The organism is Streptomyces pseudovenezuelae, from assembly GCF_029892565.1.
GTDB classification, from domain to species: Bacteria; Actinomycetota; Actinomycetes; order Streptomycetales; family Streptomycetaceae; genus Streptomyces; species Streptomyces pseudovenezuelae_A.
On sequence record NZ_JARXVH010000004.1, the window covers coordinates 82,552 to 99,018 of the forward strand.

The 16,467-nt window shown below is 70.9% G+C and carries 18 protein-coding genes; 11 read left to right on the top strand and 7 right to left on the bottom strand.

The window, feature by feature from the left end:
* The first annotated feature begins 68 nt into the window (after window positions 1-68).
* The 3 genes from M2283_RS13195 (at window position 69) to M2283_RS13205 (ending at window position 4,593) form a co-directional block, all read left to right on the top strand.
* Complete coding sequence (locus M2283_RS13195) at window positions 69-713, top strand: HNH endonuclease family protein (RefSeq protein ID WP_280876363.1); 645 nt, start codon at window positions 69-71, stop codon at window positions 711-713.
* A 121-nt stretch (window positions 714-834) separates the two neighbouring features.
* Entirely contained in the window at window positions 835-2,505 is a 1,671-nt protein-coding gene (locus M2283_RS13200; protein WP_280876364.1) for an alkaline phosphatase D family protein, read from the top strand.
* Between the two features lie 168 nt (window positions 2,506-2,673).
* Window positions 2,674-4,593 carry an FAD/NAD(P)-binding protein gene (locus M2283_RS13205; protein ID WP_280876365.1) on the top strand — a complete coding sequence of 640 codons (1,920 nt, stop codon included), beginning with the start codon at window positions 2,674-2,676 and terminating at the stop codon, window positions 4,591-4,593.
* A gap of 31 nt (window positions 4,594-4,624) precedes the next feature.
* On the opposite strand, the gene M2283_RS13210 is transcribed toward M2283_RS13205, so the two are convergent.
* Complete coding sequence (locus tag M2283_RS13210) at window positions 4,625-5,158, bottom strand: superoxide dismutase family protein (protein ID WP_280876366.1); 534 nt, start codon at window positions 5,156-5,158, stop codon at window positions 4,625-4,627.
* A gap of 254 nt (window positions 5,159-5,412) precedes the next feature.
* Here M2283_RS13210 and M2283_RS13215 point away from each other — a divergent pair, with 254 nt between their 5' ends.
* Window positions 5,413-6,024 (top strand): DedA family protein, encoded by a 612-nt coding sequence (locus M2283_RS13215; protein ID WP_280876367.1) that lies wholly within the window; start codon window positions 5,413-5,415, stop codon window positions 6,022-6,024.
* A 22-nt stretch (window positions 6,025-6,046) separates the two neighbouring features.
* Here the strand turns inward: M2283_RS13215 and M2283_RS13220 are convergent, their stop codons facing one another.
* A complete protein-coding gene (locus tag M2283_RS13220) occupies window positions 6,047-6,277 on the bottom strand; it encodes a DUF2277 domain-containing protein (RefSeq protein ID WP_280876368.1) in 231 nt (76 codons plus the stop codon).
* Window positions 6,278-6,381: 104 nt separating this feature from the next.
* Here M2283_RS13220 and M2283_RS13225 point away from each other — a divergent pair, with 104 nt between their 5' ends.
* Together M2283_RS13225 and M2283_RS13230 are read left to right on the top strand one after the other, a co-directional pair.
* Window positions 6,382-7,302 (top strand): ketopantoate reductase family protein, encoded by a 921-nt coding sequence (locus M2283_RS13225; protein WP_280876369.1) that lies wholly within the window; start codon window positions 6,382-6,384, stop codon window positions 7,300-7,302.
* A 96-nt stretch (window positions 7,303-7,398) separates the two neighbouring features.
* Window positions 7,399-8,034 carry a dihydrofolate reductase family protein gene (locus M2283_RS13230; protein ID WP_348538913.1) on the top strand — a complete coding sequence of 212 codons (636 nt, stop codon included), beginning with the start codon at window positions 7,399-7,401 and terminating at the stop codon, window positions 8,032-8,034.
* Between the two features lie 9 nt (window positions 8,035-8,043).
* Here M2283_RS13230 and M2283_RS13235 read toward each other — a convergent pair whose 3' ends face one another.
* Complete coding sequence (locus M2283_RS13235) at window positions 8,044-8,451, bottom strand: RidA family protein (RefSeq protein ID WP_280876371.1); 408 nt, start codon at window positions 8,449-8,451, stop codon at window positions 8,044-8,046.
* Window positions 8,452-8,550: 99 nt separating this feature from the next.
* Here M2283_RS13235 and M2283_RS13240 point away from each other — a divergent pair, with 99 nt between their 5' ends.
* Window positions 8,551-8,931 carry a winged helix-turn-helix transcriptional regulator gene (locus M2283_RS13240; RefSeq protein WP_280876372.1) on the top strand — a complete coding sequence of 127 codons (381 nt, stop codon included), beginning with the start codon at window positions 8,551-8,553 and terminating at the stop codon, window positions 8,929-8,931.
* Window positions 8,932-9,116: 185 nt separating this feature from the next.
* The gene (locus M2283_RS13245; protein WP_280876373.1) at window positions 9,117-10,367 is read left to right on the top strand and encodes an MFS transporter; all 1,251 of its coding nucleotides are present in this window, start codon (window positions 9,117-9,119) and stop codon (window positions 10,365-10,367) included.
* A gap of 25 nt (window positions 10,368-10,392) precedes the next feature.
* On the opposite strand, the gene M2283_RS13250 is transcribed toward M2283_RS13245, so the two are convergent.
* Window positions 10,393-11,034: a TMEM175 family protein gene (locus M2283_RS13250; RefSeq protein WP_280876374.1), complete on the bottom strand. Its 642-nt coding sequence runs from the start codon at window positions 11,032-11,034 to the stop codon at window positions 10,393-10,395.
* Between the two features lie 116 nt (window positions 11,035-11,150).
* Complete coding sequence (locus M2283_RS13255; RefSeq protein ID WP_280876375.1) at window positions 11,151-11,441, bottom strand: DUF6355 family natural product biosynthesis protein; 291 nt, start codon at window positions 11,439-11,441, stop codon at window positions 11,151-11,153.
* Between the two features lie 247 nt (window positions 11,442-11,688).
* On the opposite strand from M2283_RS13255, the gene M2283_RS51635 reads away from it, so the two are divergent.
* Window positions 11,689-12,084 carry a DUF3592 domain-containing protein gene (locus tag M2283_RS51635; RefSeq protein ID WP_348538911.1) on the top strand — a complete coding sequence of 132 codons (396 nt, stop codon included), beginning with the start codon at window positions 11,689-11,691 and terminating at the stop codon, window positions 12,082-12,084.
* 542 nt (window positions 12,085-12,626) lie between these two features.
* On the opposite strand, the gene M2283_RS13265 is transcribed toward M2283_RS51635, so the two are convergent.
* Both M2283_RS13265 and M2283_RS13270 read right to left on the bottom strand, forming a co-directional pair.
* Complete coding sequence (locus tag M2283_RS13265; RefSeq protein ID WP_280876376.1) at window positions 12,627-13,115, bottom strand: hypothetical protein; 489 nt, start codon at window positions 13,113-13,115, stop codon at window positions 12,627-12,629.
* Between the two features lie 127 nt (window positions 13,116-13,242).
* Window positions 13,243-14,205, bottom strand: coding sequence for a zinc-dependent alcohol dehydrogenase family protein (locus M2283_RS13270; protein WP_280876377.1), 963 nt, complete (start codon window positions 14,203-14,205; stop codon window positions 13,243-13,245).
* Window positions 14,206-14,300: 95 nt separating this feature from the next.
* Between M2283_RS13270 and M2283_RS13275 the strand changes: the two genes are divergently transcribed.
* Window positions 14,301-14,951, top strand: a complete 651-nt coding sequence (locus tag M2283_RS13275; protein ID WP_280876378.1) for a TetR/AcrR family transcriptional regulator — start codon at window positions 14,301-14,303, stop codon at window positions 14,949-14,951.
* Between the two features lie 208 nt (window positions 14,952-15,159).
* The gene (locus M2283_RS13280; RefSeq protein ID WP_432423066.1) at window positions 15,160-16,464 is read left to right on the top strand and encodes an MFS transporter; all 1,305 of its coding nucleotides are present in this window, start codon (window positions 15,160-15,162) and stop codon (window positions 16,462-16,464) included.
* Window positions 16,465-16,467 lie beyond the last annotated feature (3 nt).

The following is a 16,467-nucleotide window of genomic DNA, read 5'->3' on the forward strand; positions in this document are numbered from 1 at the left end:
CCGCAACACGGCACCGCAAGCATTCCTTCGCTCGCACTCCAACGTCCCCCCACCCCAAGGGAGTTCGTATGCCGAAGTTCTACGCGCGTCGACGGCTGAGCATACTCGCGGCGTTCACCGGACTCATAGCCTCCGTCGCGCTTTTCAACGGTCCGAACGCCTCCGCCGCCCTCCCCACCCCCGTCAGCGCCGCCACCGCCCGCACCTACCTCGCCTCCCTGAGCGTGGCGACCGAGGTCAGGACCGGCTACGACCGGGACCTGTTCCCGACCTGGATCACCATCAGCGGCACCTGCAACACCCGCGAGTACATCCTCAAGCGGGACGGTACGAACGTCGTCACCAACTCCGCGTGCACCGCCACCAGCGGCAGCTGGTACTCGGTCTACGACGGCGCCACCTGGACCGCCGCCTCGGACGTCGACATCGACCACCTCGTGCCGCTGGCCGAGGCCTGGGACTCCGGCGCCCGCAACTGGACCACCGCCCAGCGCCAGGGCTTCGCCAACGACGTCACCCGCCCGCAGCTCCTCGCGGTCACGGACAACGTCAACCAGTCCAAGGGCGACCAGGACCCGGCCACCTGGATGCCGTCCCTCACGTCCTACCGCTGCACCTACGTCCGCGCCTGGGTGCAGGTGAAGTACTACTACGACCTCTCCGTCGACTCGGCCGAGAAGTCCGCACTGACCAGCTACCTCTCCGGCTGCTGAGCACCGACCGCTGATCCGCCGGAGGCACCGGGTGCCGATTCGGCAATGATGATCGCCGGACACTGTCCGCCCTCCCCCGTCGTTCAATACCGTACGGTGCGACGGAGGAGGGGCGATCAACGTGGCCGAACTGCGCCTGGGACCACTGCTGAGGTACGCCGACGGCTCGTCCGCGACCGTATGGGTCGAAGCGAGCCGTCCGTGCACCGCCGAGGTGCGCTGCGCGGACGGCAGCGCCGGAGAGGCCCGCACCTTCCAGGTCGCGGGCCATCACTACGCCCTGGTGCCGGTGACCGGGCTGAGCCCCGGTACGACGACCGCGTACGAGGTGTTCCTGGACGGCACGCGCGTGTGGCCGCTGCCGGACTCCCGCTTCCCGCCCTCCGTGATCCGCACCGGCGTCCTCGACGACGGCGTCCGCGTCACCTTCGGCTCCTGCCGCTGGGCCGCCCCGCCGGCCGGCGGTCACGACCCCGTCGGACCCGACGCCCTGGACTCGCTCGCCACCCGCATGGCGGCCGACCCGGACGGCGAACGCCCGGACGTGCTCCTGCTGTTGGGCGACCAGGTGTACGCGGACGAGACCTCGGACGCGACCAAGCGGTGGCTGGCGGCCCGGCGCGATCTGGGCGACGCCCCCGGCAGCGAGGTCGCGGACTACGAGGAGTACACGCGGCTCTACTACGAGTCCTGGCTCGACCCCGAGGTGCGCTGGCTGCTGTCCACCGTGCCCAGTTGCATGATCTTCGACGACCACGACGTGATCGACGACTGGAACACCTCCGCCGCCTGGCTTGCGGACATGCGCGCCACCGCCTGGTGGCGGGAGCGGATCCTGAGCGGGCTGATGTCGTACTGGGTCCACCAGCACCTGGGCAACCTCTCGCCCGACGAGCTGGCCGCCGACCCGCTCTACGCGGCCGTCCGCGCCGTCCCCGACGGCACCGACGACGTGCGCGCCTTCGCCTCCAAGGCCGACACCGACCCGGCCTCGGTGCGCTGGAGCTACCGGCGCGACTTCGGCCGGGTCCGGCTGCTGATGGTGGACAGCCGCGCGGCCCGCGTCCTGGACGAGGAGTCCCGCTCGATGCTCGACCCCGGCGAGGAGCAGTGGCTGCGCGAACAGGCGCTTCAGGAGCGGGAGTCGTACGACCATCTCCTGATCGGCACCTCCCTGCCCTGGCTGCTGCCGCATCTGGTGCACGACGCCGAGCAGTGGGACTCGGCCCTGTGCCGGGGGGAGCGCGGGGCGCGCTGGGCGCGGTTCGGGGAGAATCTGCGGCGCACGGCGGACCTGGAGCACTGGGCGGCCTTCCCGACGTCCTTCGCGGCCCTGGCCGAGCTGATAGCCGAGGTCGGTTCCGGGCCGACGGCGCCGGCGACGGTGCTCGTGCTGTCGGGAGACGTACATCACGCGTACGTGGCCGAGGCGACCTGGGCCGAGGGCTCGCCGGACGCCCGGGTGCTGCAGCTGACCTGCTCGCCGGTCCACAACTCCGTACCCGCGTACATGCGCGTCGGCTTCCGCTTCGGCTGGAGCGCCGTGGCCCGCGCGCTGGGCCGACGGTTCCTGCGCCACGGCCGGTGCGCGCCGCTGCCGGTCAAGTGGCGCAAGAGGGGCGGGCCTTGGTTCGGCAACCAGCTCATGACGCTGACGCTGCGCGGGCGTTCGGCCGGGCTGCGGCTGGAGCAGGCGCGGGCGAGGACGGGAGCGGGGGCTGGCGCTGGGGCTCGGCTGGGGTCGGTCGGCACTCTGGAGACGGTGACGGAGTCCACCCTCACCACCGAGTAGTCCCGCCCTCACCATCCCGACATCCGTCCCCACCACCGCATGAGGGGCAATTGGGGCGTGCGGGGCTCACGTTGGCTTCCGTGACTCCCGAAGGCATGATGATGCGGACCGTCCGCTTCCAGTAGGCGATTTGCTGCCAAGCGCCCCACACGCCCGGGAGTCACCGTTTTGTCTGCACCGACCGCGGATCAGCCCTCCGTCTCCCTCGCCGTGGTCGGCGCCGGCCCGCGCGGTACCAGCGTCCTGGAACGCCTCTGCTCCTCGGTGCCCGAACTCCTCCCGCCCGGCGTCCGGTTGACCGTGCACGTCGTCGACCCCGCCCCGCCGGGCGCGGGCAGCGTGTGGCGCACCGGGCAGTCGCCCGAGCTGCTGATGAACACCGTGGCCTGCCAGGTGACCCTCTTCACCGACGACAGCGTGGACTGCTCGGGCCCCGTACGGCCCGGTCCGAGCCTGCACGAGTGGGCGGACGGCGAGCTGGGCCCGGACCAGTACCCGACCCGCGCGCACTACGGGCGGTACCTGGAGTGGGTCTTCGCGAAGACCGTGCGCGAGGCCCCGGCGGCGGTCCGGGTCGTCCCGCACCGGGCGCGCGCGGTGCGGCTGGACGACTCCTCCGACGGCCGCCAGGTCCTCACCCTCGACGACGGCCGGATCCTCACCGGCCTGACGGCCGTGGTCCTCGCGCAGGGCCACCTGCCGACCGTCGCCGACGGCACGCAACAACGCCTCACGGCCTACGCCGAGCGGCACGGCCTGCGCCATGTCCCGCCCGCCAACCCGGCCGACGTGGACCTGTCCGCCGTACCGCCCGGTGAACCCGTGCTGTTGCGCGGCCTCGGCCTCAACTTCTTCGACCACACAGCCCTGTTGACGACCGGGCGCGGCGGCCGCTTCGTCTCCGGCCGCCGCGGTCTGCGCTACGTCCCCTCCGGCCGCGAGCCACGCCTGTACGCCGGCTCCCGACGCGGTGTCCCCTACCAGGCCCGCGGCGACAACGCGAAGGGCCCGTACGGCCGCCACACCCCTCGTGTCCTCACCTCGGACGTGATCGCCGGCTTCCGCAAGCGCGCGGAGAACGGCGAGGCGCCCGACTTCCTCGCCGAGATATGGCCGTTGGTGGCGAAGGAGGTCGAGACGGTCTACTACACGGCTCTGCTACAACGGCCCCGGCGCCCGGAGTTCGCGGCGCGCTTCCTCGCCCTTCCGCACGGCGATCCCCAAGAGGCGGACGTACTCGACGAGTTCGGGATCGCGAGCGCCCGGAGGTGGAGCTGGGACCGGGTCTCCCGGCCGTACACGGAACGGGAGTTCACGCATCCCGGGCAGTGGCGGGAGTGGCTGCTTGCACATCTGCGCGAGGACGCGGCGCAGGCCGCCCTCGGCACGGTGGACGGCCCCCTCAAGGCGGCCCTCGACGTCCTGCGCGACCTGCGCAACGAGCTGCGGCTGGTGGTCGACCACGGCGGCCTGACCGGCACCTCCCGCCGCGACCACCTGGACCGCTGGTACACCCCGCTCAACGCCTTCCTCTCCATCGGCCCGCCCCGCCGTCGCATCGAGGAACTGGCCGCGCTGGTGGAGGCGGGCGTGGTGGAGGTGCTCGGCCCCCGGCTGGAGGTCACCGAGGAGGACGGCGCCTGGCTGGCCCGCTCCCCCGAGGTGCCGGGCTCCACGACCCGCGTGACCACCCTCATAGAGGCCCGCCTCCCGGAACCGGACCTGCGCCGCACCGCCGACACCCTCCTCGCCCGACTGCTCAAGACGGGCCGCTGCCGACCGCACACCGTCGACGGCTACGAGACCGGCGGCCTCGACGTGACGGAACGGCCGTACCGCCTGAGGGACCGTCAAGGCCACGCCCACGCACGGCGGTTCGCCTTCGGCGTGCCGACGGAGGGCGTCCACTGGGTGACGGCGGCGGGCGCCCGGCCCGGGGTGGACTCGGTGACGCTCGCGGACGCGGACGCGGTGGCGAGAGCGGTGCTGCGGGTGGCGGCGGGCGAGGTGGGGCCGGAGGCTGCGGGGCAAGAGGCTGAGGTGGAGGCCGGTCCGTGGCCGAGCGCTCAGCTCGCCCGCGTCGACTAATCAGCCGGTCGCCCAACTGCTGCTCACACGGTCACCCGGTGACCCAGCCGAACGGCACCGTGAAGCAGGCCACGCGGGCGCCGTGCGTGCCCGGCATGTCGTGGATGACGACCGAGGACGCCTCGCCCCGCCGGAAGCCCCAGTCGTGGCGGGCGCTCGCCTCGCCGGCGCCCTTGTCACCGGCGGTGAAGTCGAGCCAGACCTCGTTGGCCGCGTTCACGTGGGCCGCGTCCGTGCCGACCTCGTGCTGGTAGTGCCCGCCCGCTGCGGCCGGGTCGGCGGCGCAGGGCTTCTGGTGCACGTGGACGCCGTACTCGTGCCCAGGCACCAGCCCCTCGACCCGCAGCCGCACGGTCGTCGCACCGTTCTCGGCCGTCCGCTGGCTCACCTCGATCCAGGAGGCCGCCGGGACCAGCTTCGAGTCGTACGTCACCGCCGCCGAGGGGACGAAGGCGGTGGGCGGCGCGAACCGCGCGTCCGTGTGCATCGAGTAGCCGTGGGCACCGCCGGTGCCGGCCGCGAGCACGGCCGCCGCGACGGCGCCCGCACATATACCTGCCACCATGATCTGTACCGTTCCTCACGTCGTACGGCCGCTGCGGCCGAAGGTCGCCCCCACTCCGTGCTACGGGACACCGGCGGCCGGCGCCCGCCGGGGGACGGCAGCCGGGTGAACGTCGTGTGCCGATCCCACGTGCCCCCCATGAATCTCCTGTCACACCGCAGGCGTACGCTGTATGGCTGTTGATGGCCGCCCCTGCCGCTCCCCCGCGACAATGCGGCACGGTCTGGCCACGGGGGAGTTCACGGGGAGTCGCGGTGCTGGAGAGTGTGGGGACGCTGACGGGCAGTCCATGGATCTACGCCATGGTCGCGCTGTCGGTCCTGCTTGATGTGTTCCTGCCGGTGCTGCCGAGCGGAGTGCTGGTGATCACGGCCGCGACAGCGGCCGCCGCGGGGACGGCGACCGGACAGGTGCCGAGCCAGGTTCCCGACATCCTGGCGCTGATCTCCTGCGCGGCCACCGCCTCCGTCCTCGGCGACCTGGTGGCGTACCGGCTGGCCTGGCGGGGCGGCGAACGCCTGGACCGCGCCATCGCCCGCTCCCGCCGCCTGACCTCCGCGCAGGAACGTCTCGGCGTCGCGCTGGCCCGCGGCGGCGGCGCCCTGGTCATCCTCGCCCGCTTCGCCCCGGCCGGCCGCTCGGTCGTCTCCCTCGGCGCGGGCGCCGCCCACCGCCGCGTCCGCGAGTTCCTGCCCTGGTCCGCCCTGGCGGGCCTGGCCTGGGCGGCGTACAGCGTCGCCCTCGGCTACTACGGCGGCCGCTGGCTCGGTACGACGTGGCTGGGCACCGGGGTGTCCGTGCTGGCGTTGTTCGGGGCGGGCGCGGGGGCGGCGTATGTGATGCGGCGGCCGGAGAAGGCGTCGTAGACCGGTAGCCGCGGCGGCCGGCCTAGGCGCTGGCCTTCTGTCCCTGACCCCGTACCTGGAGCCCCGCGAGCAGTTCCGCCGTGGCCTCGGCGATCGCGTCGACGGCCTGGTCGAAGACCTCCTGGTTGTGGGCGGCGGGAGCCCGGAAGCCGGACACCTTGCGTACGTACTGCAGGGCCGCGGCCCTTATCTCTTCCTCCGTCGCCTCCTCGGGCAACACGGGCGGACGGAGTGTCTTGATGCTTCGGCACATGCGACCAGTCTCCTCCGGTCTCCCCCGATTCGACGAGGCCTGCGATGATCCCGTCCGAGGCGGCCACCATGACGGGGCCGACCGGCGAAGGGAATGACAACATCATGGCGAACGACGAACTCACGGTGGCGGTGCTCGGCCCCGGCGGAATCGGCGGCCTGCTGGCGGGGCTGCTGGCCCGTGCCGGACACCGGGTGATCTGCCTGGCCGGTGACGCGACGACTGAGACGCTGCGTACGGACGGGATCCGGGTCCGCAGCGGCCTGTTCGGCGACTTCACGGCCCGGGTCGAGGCGGACACGGTGCTGCGCGAGCCGGTCGATGTGTGTCTGGTGGCGGTCAAGCACACGACCTTGGACGCGGCCCTGGAGCGCGTACCGCCCGCCGCCCTGGGCCACGCGCTCCTCGTACCGTTCCTGAACGGCGTCGAACACCCGGCGACCCTGCGCGCCCGCTACCGACCCGACCTGGTCGCCCCGGCCGTCATCCGCGCCGAGTCCACGCGGCTCGCACCGGGCGTGATCGAGCACGGGAGCCCGTTCGCGGAGATCGACCTGACCGGCGACCCGGTCCCCCGCGAGCGGCTCGACACCCTCGCGCGGACGCTGAACGCCGCCGGCCCCACCACCCGCGTCCTCGACGACGAGACGGCGACACTGTGGGCGAAGATGTCGTTCCTGGCCCCCTTCGCCCTGCTCACCACCCGCTACGCCCTCCCCCTCGGCGAGGCCCGCACCCGCCACCGCGCCGAACTGACGGCCCTGGTCGAGGAGACGGCCGCCGTCAGCCGGGCCTGCGGCGGCCCGTCGGACCCGGCCCAGGCAATGGCCCGCTACGACGCCTTCCCGCCCGGCACCAAGTCGTCGATGCAACGCGACGCGGAGGCGGGCCGCCCGCTCGAACTGAACGCCATCGGCGGCGCGTTGCTGCGCGCCGCGGAGCGGCACGGGGTGAGCGTGCCGGTCGCTGCGCGGCTGGTACGGGAGTTGAGGGAGTCGGGGGCATTGGGGGAAGCCGGGCGCTGAAGCGTGTCGAATGCGCCGGTTCCTGATCGACGTGACGGTGAAGGCAGCACTTCCAGGATGCCCAGAAATCAGGAGCACCCCATCGTGACCGCACCCGTGACCGTCACCGCAGACATGGCCATCTCCCTCGACGGCTACATCGCCGGCACCAACGTGACCACCGACAACCCCGGAGGCGACGGCGCCGAGCCGCTCTTCGAGTGGATCCACAACCTGGCGAGTTGGCGGGAGCGCCAGGGCATGACCGGCGGAGAGGACAACGAGGACTCCGAGCTGATGCGCGAGTGGTTCGACGCCACGGGGGCGGTGGTGATGGGCCGGATGATGTACGACACCGGCGAGGAGTTCTGGGGCGACAACCCGCCGTTCCGGACCCCGGTCTTCGTCCTCACCCACCGCCCTCGACCGACCCTCGTCAAGGAGGGCGGCACCACCTTCACCTTCGTCACCGACGGCATCCACAGCGCCCTCGACCGGGCGAAGGCCGCCGCCGACGACAGGAACGTCGACATCGCGGGCGGGGCGAGCACGGTGCAGCAGTACCTCAGGGAGGGGCTCATCGACGAGCTCCAACTGCACGTGGTGCCCGCACTCTTGGGAGACGGACTACGGCTGTTCGAGGAGCTGGACAAGGACCTGGGCACAACACGGCGTCCCCGTCCGATCGAGCCGATCAGGGTGGTCCACACTCCCCTCGCCGTCCACCTGAAGTACCGCTTCCTGAAGCGGTAAGGGACTCGGTCAGTCGAGGATCGCGGTGGCTTCGACCTCGACCAGATGCTCGGGGACGTCCAGGGTCGCCACCCCGATCAGCGTGCCCGGTGCGATCGGGGTGATCCCCAGCTTCGCGGAGGCCCGGGCGACTCCGTCGAGGAACAGGGGCATCTTGTCGGGGGTCCAGTCGACGACGTAGACCGTCAGTTTCGCCACGTCGGCGAAGGAGGCGCCGGCCTCGGCCAGTGCGGTGCCGACGTTGAGGTAGCTGCGCTCGACCTGGGCGGCGAGGTCGCCCGGGCCGACCGTGACGCCGTCGGCGTCCCAGGCGACCTGCCCGGCGACGAAGACGAGCTTCGAGCCGGTCGCGATCGCGACCTGCCGGTACACCGGGATCTTCGGCAATCCGTCGGGGTTCACCAGGGTGATGGCCATGTTGCACACCTCGTTCTAGGTCACTTGTGGTTACTCGGGAACCGTAGGAGAGTGGCCGCTGACATGGAAGAACGCACTTTTCAGTGACTGGGGAACCGAATGGTGACCAAGCAGTTCAGCGGCTCGCCCGACGAAGCGGACCTGAGGCGCGCGGACTCCTTGGCGCGGGAGATCTTCTCCGACATCGCCAACAAGTGGTCGTTCCTCATCATCGAGGCGCTCGGGGAGCGCACCCTGCGCTTCACCGAGCTGCGCAACGAGATCGAGGGCATCAGCCACAAGATGCTCACCCAGAACCTGCGCATGCTGGAGCGCAACGGCCTGGTCGAACGCCGCGTGCACCCCACCGTGCCGCCCCGGGTCGAGTACACCCTCACCGAATCGGGCCAGGGCCTACGCGCCACGGTCGACGGGATGTGCGACTGGACCCACCGCTACCTCAGCCACATCGACGCGGCCCGCCGCCGCTTCGACGTCTGACGGCTGCGATACTCACCGCACAAGACCGTACGAGAGATTTCTGCCCGGTGATGGAGTCGGCGTGGGGTGTGTGTCCCCGCTCCACGCCAACACTGGACGGTTCCAGGTGATGACCACGGGTCGGTGAATCTGGGCGCCGACGACCCCGGGTGGTCCGCCCCGCCGGGCAGCGAAGAGGATTCGCCGTGTCGTCGGCGCCCTATCCCCGTCTGCTGCGCACCCCTGGCGCCGCAGCCTTCTTCCTGACCGCCACCGTCGGCCGCGTCGGCATCGCGATGACCGGCCTCGGCATCGTCTGGCTGGTGCACGGCCGCACCGGCTCCTACGCCTCGGCCGGTCTGGTGAGCGGCGGTTTCGCCGTGGCCGAGGCCCTGGTCGGGCCCCAACTGGCCCGCCTGATCGACCACTTCGGCCAGACCCGGGTACTGCCACCCCTCCTGCTGGCCCACGCCGCGGCGGTGACCGCGCTGCTGGCACTGGTCGCGGCCGGTAGCCCACCCGAACTCATGGCTATCGGCGGAGTACTCGCCGGCGCCACCATCCCCCAACTTGGAGCCCTGTCCGCGGCCCGCTGGGTGGCGCTGCTGCGCGAGAAGCGACCGGCGGAACTGCCCAGTGCCTTCTCCCTGGAGTCACTCGGCAACGCCGTGGGCTACCTCGCCGGCCCGACCCTGGTCAGCGTCCTCGGAGCGAACGGACATCCGGCACTGGGCACCGTACTGGCAGCCGCCCTTGTGGTGACCGGCGGCGGCTCCCTCGCTGCCCAACACCGCACCGCGCCAACGTCATTGACGTCGACATCCGGTTCCGATTCTGATTCCGGATCCGGATCCGCCGAGCGCTCCCGCGCAGGACGCTCGCTCCTACGCCCCGGATTCGCGGCGGTGATCGGCCTCAACCTCGCCATCGGTGTGTACTTCGGCGCCGTACAGGTCTCGGTGACGGCCTTCGCGGTCGAGCACCACGCGCCGGCCGCGGCCGCACCGATCTTCGCGGTGTCGAACTGCGGTGGCCTGCTGGCCGGTTGGCTGTACGGGGTGAGGCGCTGGCGTGCGACCCCGCGGCTACAACTGGCCGTGGCGACCACCGGATTGGCACTCGGCAGCCTGCTCCTCCTCACGGCCCACTCACCACTGGCCCTGGGATCCGTGATCGTACTCACCGGCGCGGCGATCCCACCCGTCCTGGTGCTCCTCTCGGTCCTGGCCGAATCCACCGTCCACCGAGCCGTCCTCACCCAGGCCTTCACCTGGCTGAACTCCGCCGGCGCGGCGGGATCGGCGGGCGCGGCGGCGGTTTCCGGCAGGGCGGTGGATACCTTCGGCGCGGCGGGCGGCTTCGCGATCGCGGCGGCGGGGAGCACAGGGATGGCGGTGCTGGCGGTGAGCCTCTGGGGGCGGGGCGGTGGGGCGGGCGGAGTGACCGACTCAGGATGAGGGCGTGCCCGGTTCCGCCAGGTGGTTACGGCGTTGGCGCGAGTCGGCGGGGGAATCGCCTGAGGACGACGTGGGCGGGGACGAGCGCGAGCCAGAACCACATGGCCGCTTCCGTGTTGACGAAGGCCAGGGGGATGGAGAGGCAGAAGATCAGCACGCTGGAGGCGAGTTGGGCGGTGAAGCGGCGACGGGCCACGGCCTCGGGGGACGCGGGCGAGGGGTGCACCTGGCGTTGTGTGAGCAGCAGCAGGGTGGTGTGCACCGCGTGGATCGCGGCCATGGCACCGGCGTAGAGGGCGACGGCTTCGGGCTGAGAGGCGTATTCGGCCAGGAGCCCGGTGGGGAAGGGCAACAGGGCGACCAGGCCCAGGCCGAGAAGGATCAACTGGGTGATCACGAACGACTCGACGGGCAGCGAGGCGAGGATGCGGCGCTGGTCACGCCAGAAGCCGGCGAGGAGGGTGAAGCTGAGGGCGAAGGCGCCGAGGCTGGGCAGCGCGTCGCTCAGGGCCTGGTGGAAGGCGGCGTCGTTCAGATGCGCGGGCACCGCCACGTCGATGACGAGCAGGGTCATCGCGATGGCGTATATGCCGTCCGACAAAGCGATCAGGCGTCCCACGCCCGGGGCGTTCTCGTGCGTGTGCGTCTGCGCCACTGGCTCCGTCATGCCGACGACAGTAAGCCGTGCGCCTTGGCCGTAACGCACCGGCCAAGGCGTGGTCGGCGTCACCTGCGACTGACCGCAGGGCGCGACACCGTTATGCCACTACCGCGAGCGTTACGTCAGCAGGTACGGCCCGTGTAGTGGGCCCCCTGGATCCTCCCGGCGGAGCCGAGCCAGCTCCTGCCGGGTCCGACACACCGCTCGTAGTCCGGCCCCATCGCAACCCTGACCTTGATGACGACGTTCGAGCCGTCGGAGGTGCAGTGGTTGTAGAAGGCGTCACTTCCGGTCTCGTAGAAACCGCACGGGTCGGCGGCGGCCGGACCGGCGGTGGCGGTCACCGCTCCCAGCGAGGCGAGGGCGAATGCGGTGACACCGAGGGCGCTGGTCACCATACGACGAATACGCAAGCGGAACTCCTTGATCAGTGAAGGCCGACGACGCGAACAGGCTTGTGCCTGGCGGTCAGTTGGATGCGTGCCTGAGTATTGCGATGCATCCCGGCCCGGTTGAGGGGCCGCCCACGTTGTTCACCTGACGAATCGTTAACCCTCTACGCCGAACGGCTGGTCCTGCGCGCCCCTCGAATCCTTGACGCGTGTGCGAGTGGGCTGGTACAAGATGTTGATCTTTTTTGCGCGATGGAGGGGGAACGACATGGGCGGGCCCGCAATCCCTATTGCCCTTATAGCGGCTTTCATCCTGTGGTTTTCCGTCACGGCCCACAAACGAGGCCGCGCGCTGCGTACGCGTGGGATTCGCGTTCCGGCGACGTGCGTCAACTCCAAGACAGACAAAAACGGGTCGACCTGGCTCCAGGTGCAGTTCACTTCGGATGCCGGGATCAGGCTTCAGACCAGTGTGGGGCCTTTCGAATGGGCGCCCGTCCCGGTGGGTGGTGTCATCGAGGTGGTCTACGACCCCAATGACACGTCCAATGTGGTGGCGCCCAAAGATGTGACGAACGGAAAGGTGGCTTTGGCGTCCGCTGTCGGGTCCGGCACACTCCTCTTCCTCTGCCTTTTTGTGATGGTCGTCGATTTCACAGGCTGAAGACACCGACGGAGACGCCTGCCATGTCCGACCTCAACAATCAGACCGCCTACTGGGTCGCGGCCGCGGGAGATCATCCCCGGCGAGGTGTCGACGCCGGAAAGGTTGCCGAAGCCTTGCCGTTCGAGGGCGCTCATGGTCCGGCCGTATGCGCAGCCGTAGTCGAGGATCACGGCGTACCGGCTGAGGGCTCCCCGACGATCAGGCACAGCGACGGCTGATCGACGAGGGGAGCCGCGTCCTCAAACCACGCGGACAGCTCTACCTCAGCGATCTGCTGTCGCAGAACGACCAGCGCAATCGCGACCGCTACACCAGACACGCCGAACGGTACGGCAGCGCCTACGGGGTCTTCCGCACCAACGACGGCGCCGTCTGCCCCCACCCCAGCGACTGGTTCCCCGACCTGCCCGCCGACTTCACGTCCATCGACACCCGCCCCGTCACCGTCGCCACGATGAATGGACACGAGGCGGCCGGAGTGCAGATCCTGGCCGGCACACCGACCTCCGCAACCGCCCACACGGTCGAACGACCCAGCCCTACCAGCTGAGTTCGAGGCTCCCGCCCACCGGCAAGGCGTGCCAGCGGTCCGCGTACGCGTCGAAGCGGGCCACGATGTGGTCGACGACCGGGGGGACTTCGTCGGCGCGCACATACGCCGGGAGTGTCTTCGTGTGGCCGCGGCGGATCTCCCAGACAGGAACCGCGATGGCCGCCAGTTCCTCCGAGCGTGCCATGTCCGCGTGCGCCTGCGGGGACGGTGTCGTCCGCTTGGACCTGCGGCGGCGGGCCGCCTTGTTCCGCTCGGCGGGATCCGCGGGCCAGAACAGACCGTTGTCACCGGCGGCCAGTCGCCCGTACACCCCGAGCCTGATCCCCGCCTCCGCCTCGACCAGGAAGTGCACCAGGTCGTGCGGCAGATACGGATGCCCGCCGGGACCGTTGCGCGGAGCCAGCGCCGCGCCGGTCTCACGGTGCACCGCGATGTCGTAACTCGTACCGGGGCCCTTGGTGAAGACAACGCGCATACCGCTCACGCTAGGCGCCGGCACCACGCACCCGCACCCCGTTTTCCACCGGCCCGAGGTCGGGCCACGCGCGAGCCGTGCCCGGTGTGCTCCTCGTGATCGCCCCAGTGCTCGGACACAGCAAGGTCTACGGGATCAGCACGATCCTGCCGAACACCTCACCGGCATCCATCTTCCGGTGTGCCGATACGGCCTGGTCCAGCGGTAGCACCTCATGGACCACCGTCTTGAGTTCACCGCGGCTCGCGGCGGCGAACTGCTCGCTGCGCTCGGCGCGCAGGGCGGTCTCGCTCACCGTGGCGAGGCTGAAGGTGGCGAAGGTCAGCGATCGCTGGAACGCGGCCATGATCTTCGTACCGAAGTCCGCCGGGGGCTGGCCCGCGACCGCGCCGACGGCGATGAGGCGGCCGTTGGGATTGAGCTTGTCGAAGAACGCGGGCAGGTCGGCGCCGGCGACGATGTCGATGATGACGTCGTAGCCGGCGGGCGCGCCCTCGCCGCCGTTTCCGGAGCGGTCCAGGACGTGGGTCGCACCGAGCGAGCGCAGGCGCTCACCCCGCTCGGCCGACGACGTCGTGACCGCCACCGCCGCGGCCCCGCCGCGCGCCGCCAGTTGTACGGTCATGAGCCCGATGCTGCCGGACCCGCCGCGTACCAGGACCGTCTCGCCGGCTACGAAATGGGCGTGTACGAGGGCGAATTGGGCGACGGTCCCGGCGCTGCCGAGCGTCACCGCGTCGACGGCGGACAGACCCGCGGGGAGCGGAACGATCCCCTCCGCCGAGGCGACGACATGCTCGGCGTAGCCGCCGCCCGCGCCGGGAGACCCCCACACCCGCCACCCGATCCACGACCTGTCGACGCCGTCCCCGACCGCGGTGACGGTGCCCGCCACCTCGCCGCCGGGGACGAACCCCTCCGTGAAGCCATAGGAGGCCAGCGCACCACTTCGTATCAGGGTGTCCACGCCGCCGACACCCACCGCCTCCACGGAGACGAGGACCTGACCGGCAGCGGGCGCCGGTGCCGGAAGATCCACCACGGCCAGCCCTTCCGGCCCTCCGAACGCCTTGATCTCGATGGCCTTCAACGTCGTCTCCGTCCAGTTCCGGGTTGCACGAGGCGGCTGCACCCACAGCCTTGGACGCTAACGGACGCCCCCGTCCGTTTGGCTAAAGTGAGAGCGTGACCGACGATTTGACTCACACGCTGCGCTCCGACGCGCAGGTCAACCGCGAACGCATCCTCGACGCGGCCCGAGCACTGTTCCGCGCCGAGGGCCTGGACGTGCCGATGCGGGAGGTCGCCCGGCACGCCGAGGTCGGGCCCGCCACCCTGTACCGGCATTTCGCGACCAAGCAGGCGCTCGTGACCGCGGCCTTCGCGGACCAACTGCGCGCCTGCCGCGACATCGTCGACGAGGCCTGCGCCGACCCCGATCCGTGGCGCGGCTTCCGTACGGTCATCGAGAAGATCTGCGAACTGCACGCGCGCGACCGGGGGTTCACCGAGGCCTTCATGTCGACGCTGCCGGGAGCGGACATCACGGCTGTGGCGGAAAGCAGTGAGTACCAGTTGAAAGCGGTCGCCGCACTGGCTCGGCGAGCCAAGGAAGCGGGGCGCCTGCGGCCCGACTTCACGCTCGACGACCTCGTCCTGATGCTCATGGCCAACAAGGGGATATACGCCACGTCGCCCGCCCTCCAGGCCAACGCCTCCCGCCGTTTCGCGGGGTTCGTGATCCAGGCGTTCGAGGCCTGCCCGCACCGGACCGCGCTGCCGCCGGCGGTGACGTTCGAGCGATACGAGGCGCTCGGCGGTCCGTCCCGGCACTAATCGCCTTTCCTGCCCGCCCGATTGAGGTCTAGGGTCCTGATTCTGATCCTGATCCGGCGAGTGAGCCACGAGGAGCGAAGACCCATGCCCGGTCGTCCGAGCGCGCGTTGACGTCGTAGGCCGTGATCGGCCCGTCATCGCGTGCTGCCCTTGTCGTCGCGGCACAGCCAGCCTTCTCCCCTGTCGTCGTCGGCAACCCGAGGACTCCGTGCCGTCCGCTTCCTCCCCTTCCCCCGTTCCCTCTGTTCCGTCAAGCCTGTGGCGGGGCCGCGACTTCCGCAGCCTCTGGGTCGGCCAGACGGCCTCCCAACTCGGCGAACACACAAGCCTGTTGGTGCTTCCGCTCTTTGCCGTCCTGACACTGGACGCCGGCGCCGGCCAGTTGGGTGCCCTCCGCGCGGTGGGACAGGCGCCGATTCTGTTGCTCTCGCTCTTCGTCGGCGCGTGGGTGGACAGTTGGCGTACCCGCACGGTGATGGTGCTGGCGGATGCCGGCCGGACCCTGGCACTGGGCGCCGCCGCCGTGACCGGCATGCTCGGCCTGCTCGGCCTGCCCGCCCTGTTCGCGGTCGCCTTCGCCGTCGGCGTCCTGTCCGTGTTCTTCGACGTGGCCTACCAGGCGTCTCTCGTACGGCTGGTGACACGCGATCAGTTGGTACGGGGCAACAGCGCCCTCGAAGGCAGCCGGTCCGCGGCACAGATCGGCGGTCCCGCCCTCGGCGGCACGTTGGTGTCCCTGCTGTCGGCGCCGATCGCCGCCGCCTCCAGCGCGCTGTTCTTCGCGCTGTCGTTCCTGTCGATCCGCCGGATCCGGCACTGCGAATCGCTCCCGGAGCGCACGCAACGTCCCCCGCGCATAAGGTGCCGGATCCACGAGGGCCTCCGGTTCGTCATCGGCGACCCCTCGCTGCGGACCGTATGCCTCGCCTCGGCCGCCTTCCAGTTCTCCTTCGCGGCCACGATGACCGGCTACCTGCTCTACCTCCCACGGGAGTTGCACCTGTCGGGCACCGCCGTCGGCCTGGCGCTCGCGGCGACGGGACCGGGCGCGCTCCTGGGCTCGGTGCTGGCCGCGCGCCTGCCGCGCCGGTTCGGCCACGGCCCGGTGCTTGTGTCCGCGGCGGCACTCGGCGACGGCGCGTTCCTGTGCGTACCCGCGCTGCACGGCTCCTCCGCGCTGACGGTTGCCGCGCTCCTCGCGGTCGGCTTCGTGTTCGGGGCCGGCGGCCAGTTGGTGAACGTCACGGTGATGACCGTCCGGCAGGCGGTCACTCCGGACGGGATGCAGGCACGCGTGGCCGCGACGATCACGTTCGCCGGCATGGGGATGACCCCGCTCGGCTCCCTCCTCGGCGGATTCCTGGCGGAGGAGTGGACCTTGCGTACCAGTCTCCTGGTGACGGCTGCGGCAATGCTGCTCTCCCCCGTGCTGATGGCGCTCTCCCCACTCGCACGCCTGGGCCGGACGCTTCCGGCCCCCGCGGGATGCGCCGCCGCTCCACGCTCCCCCTGATCG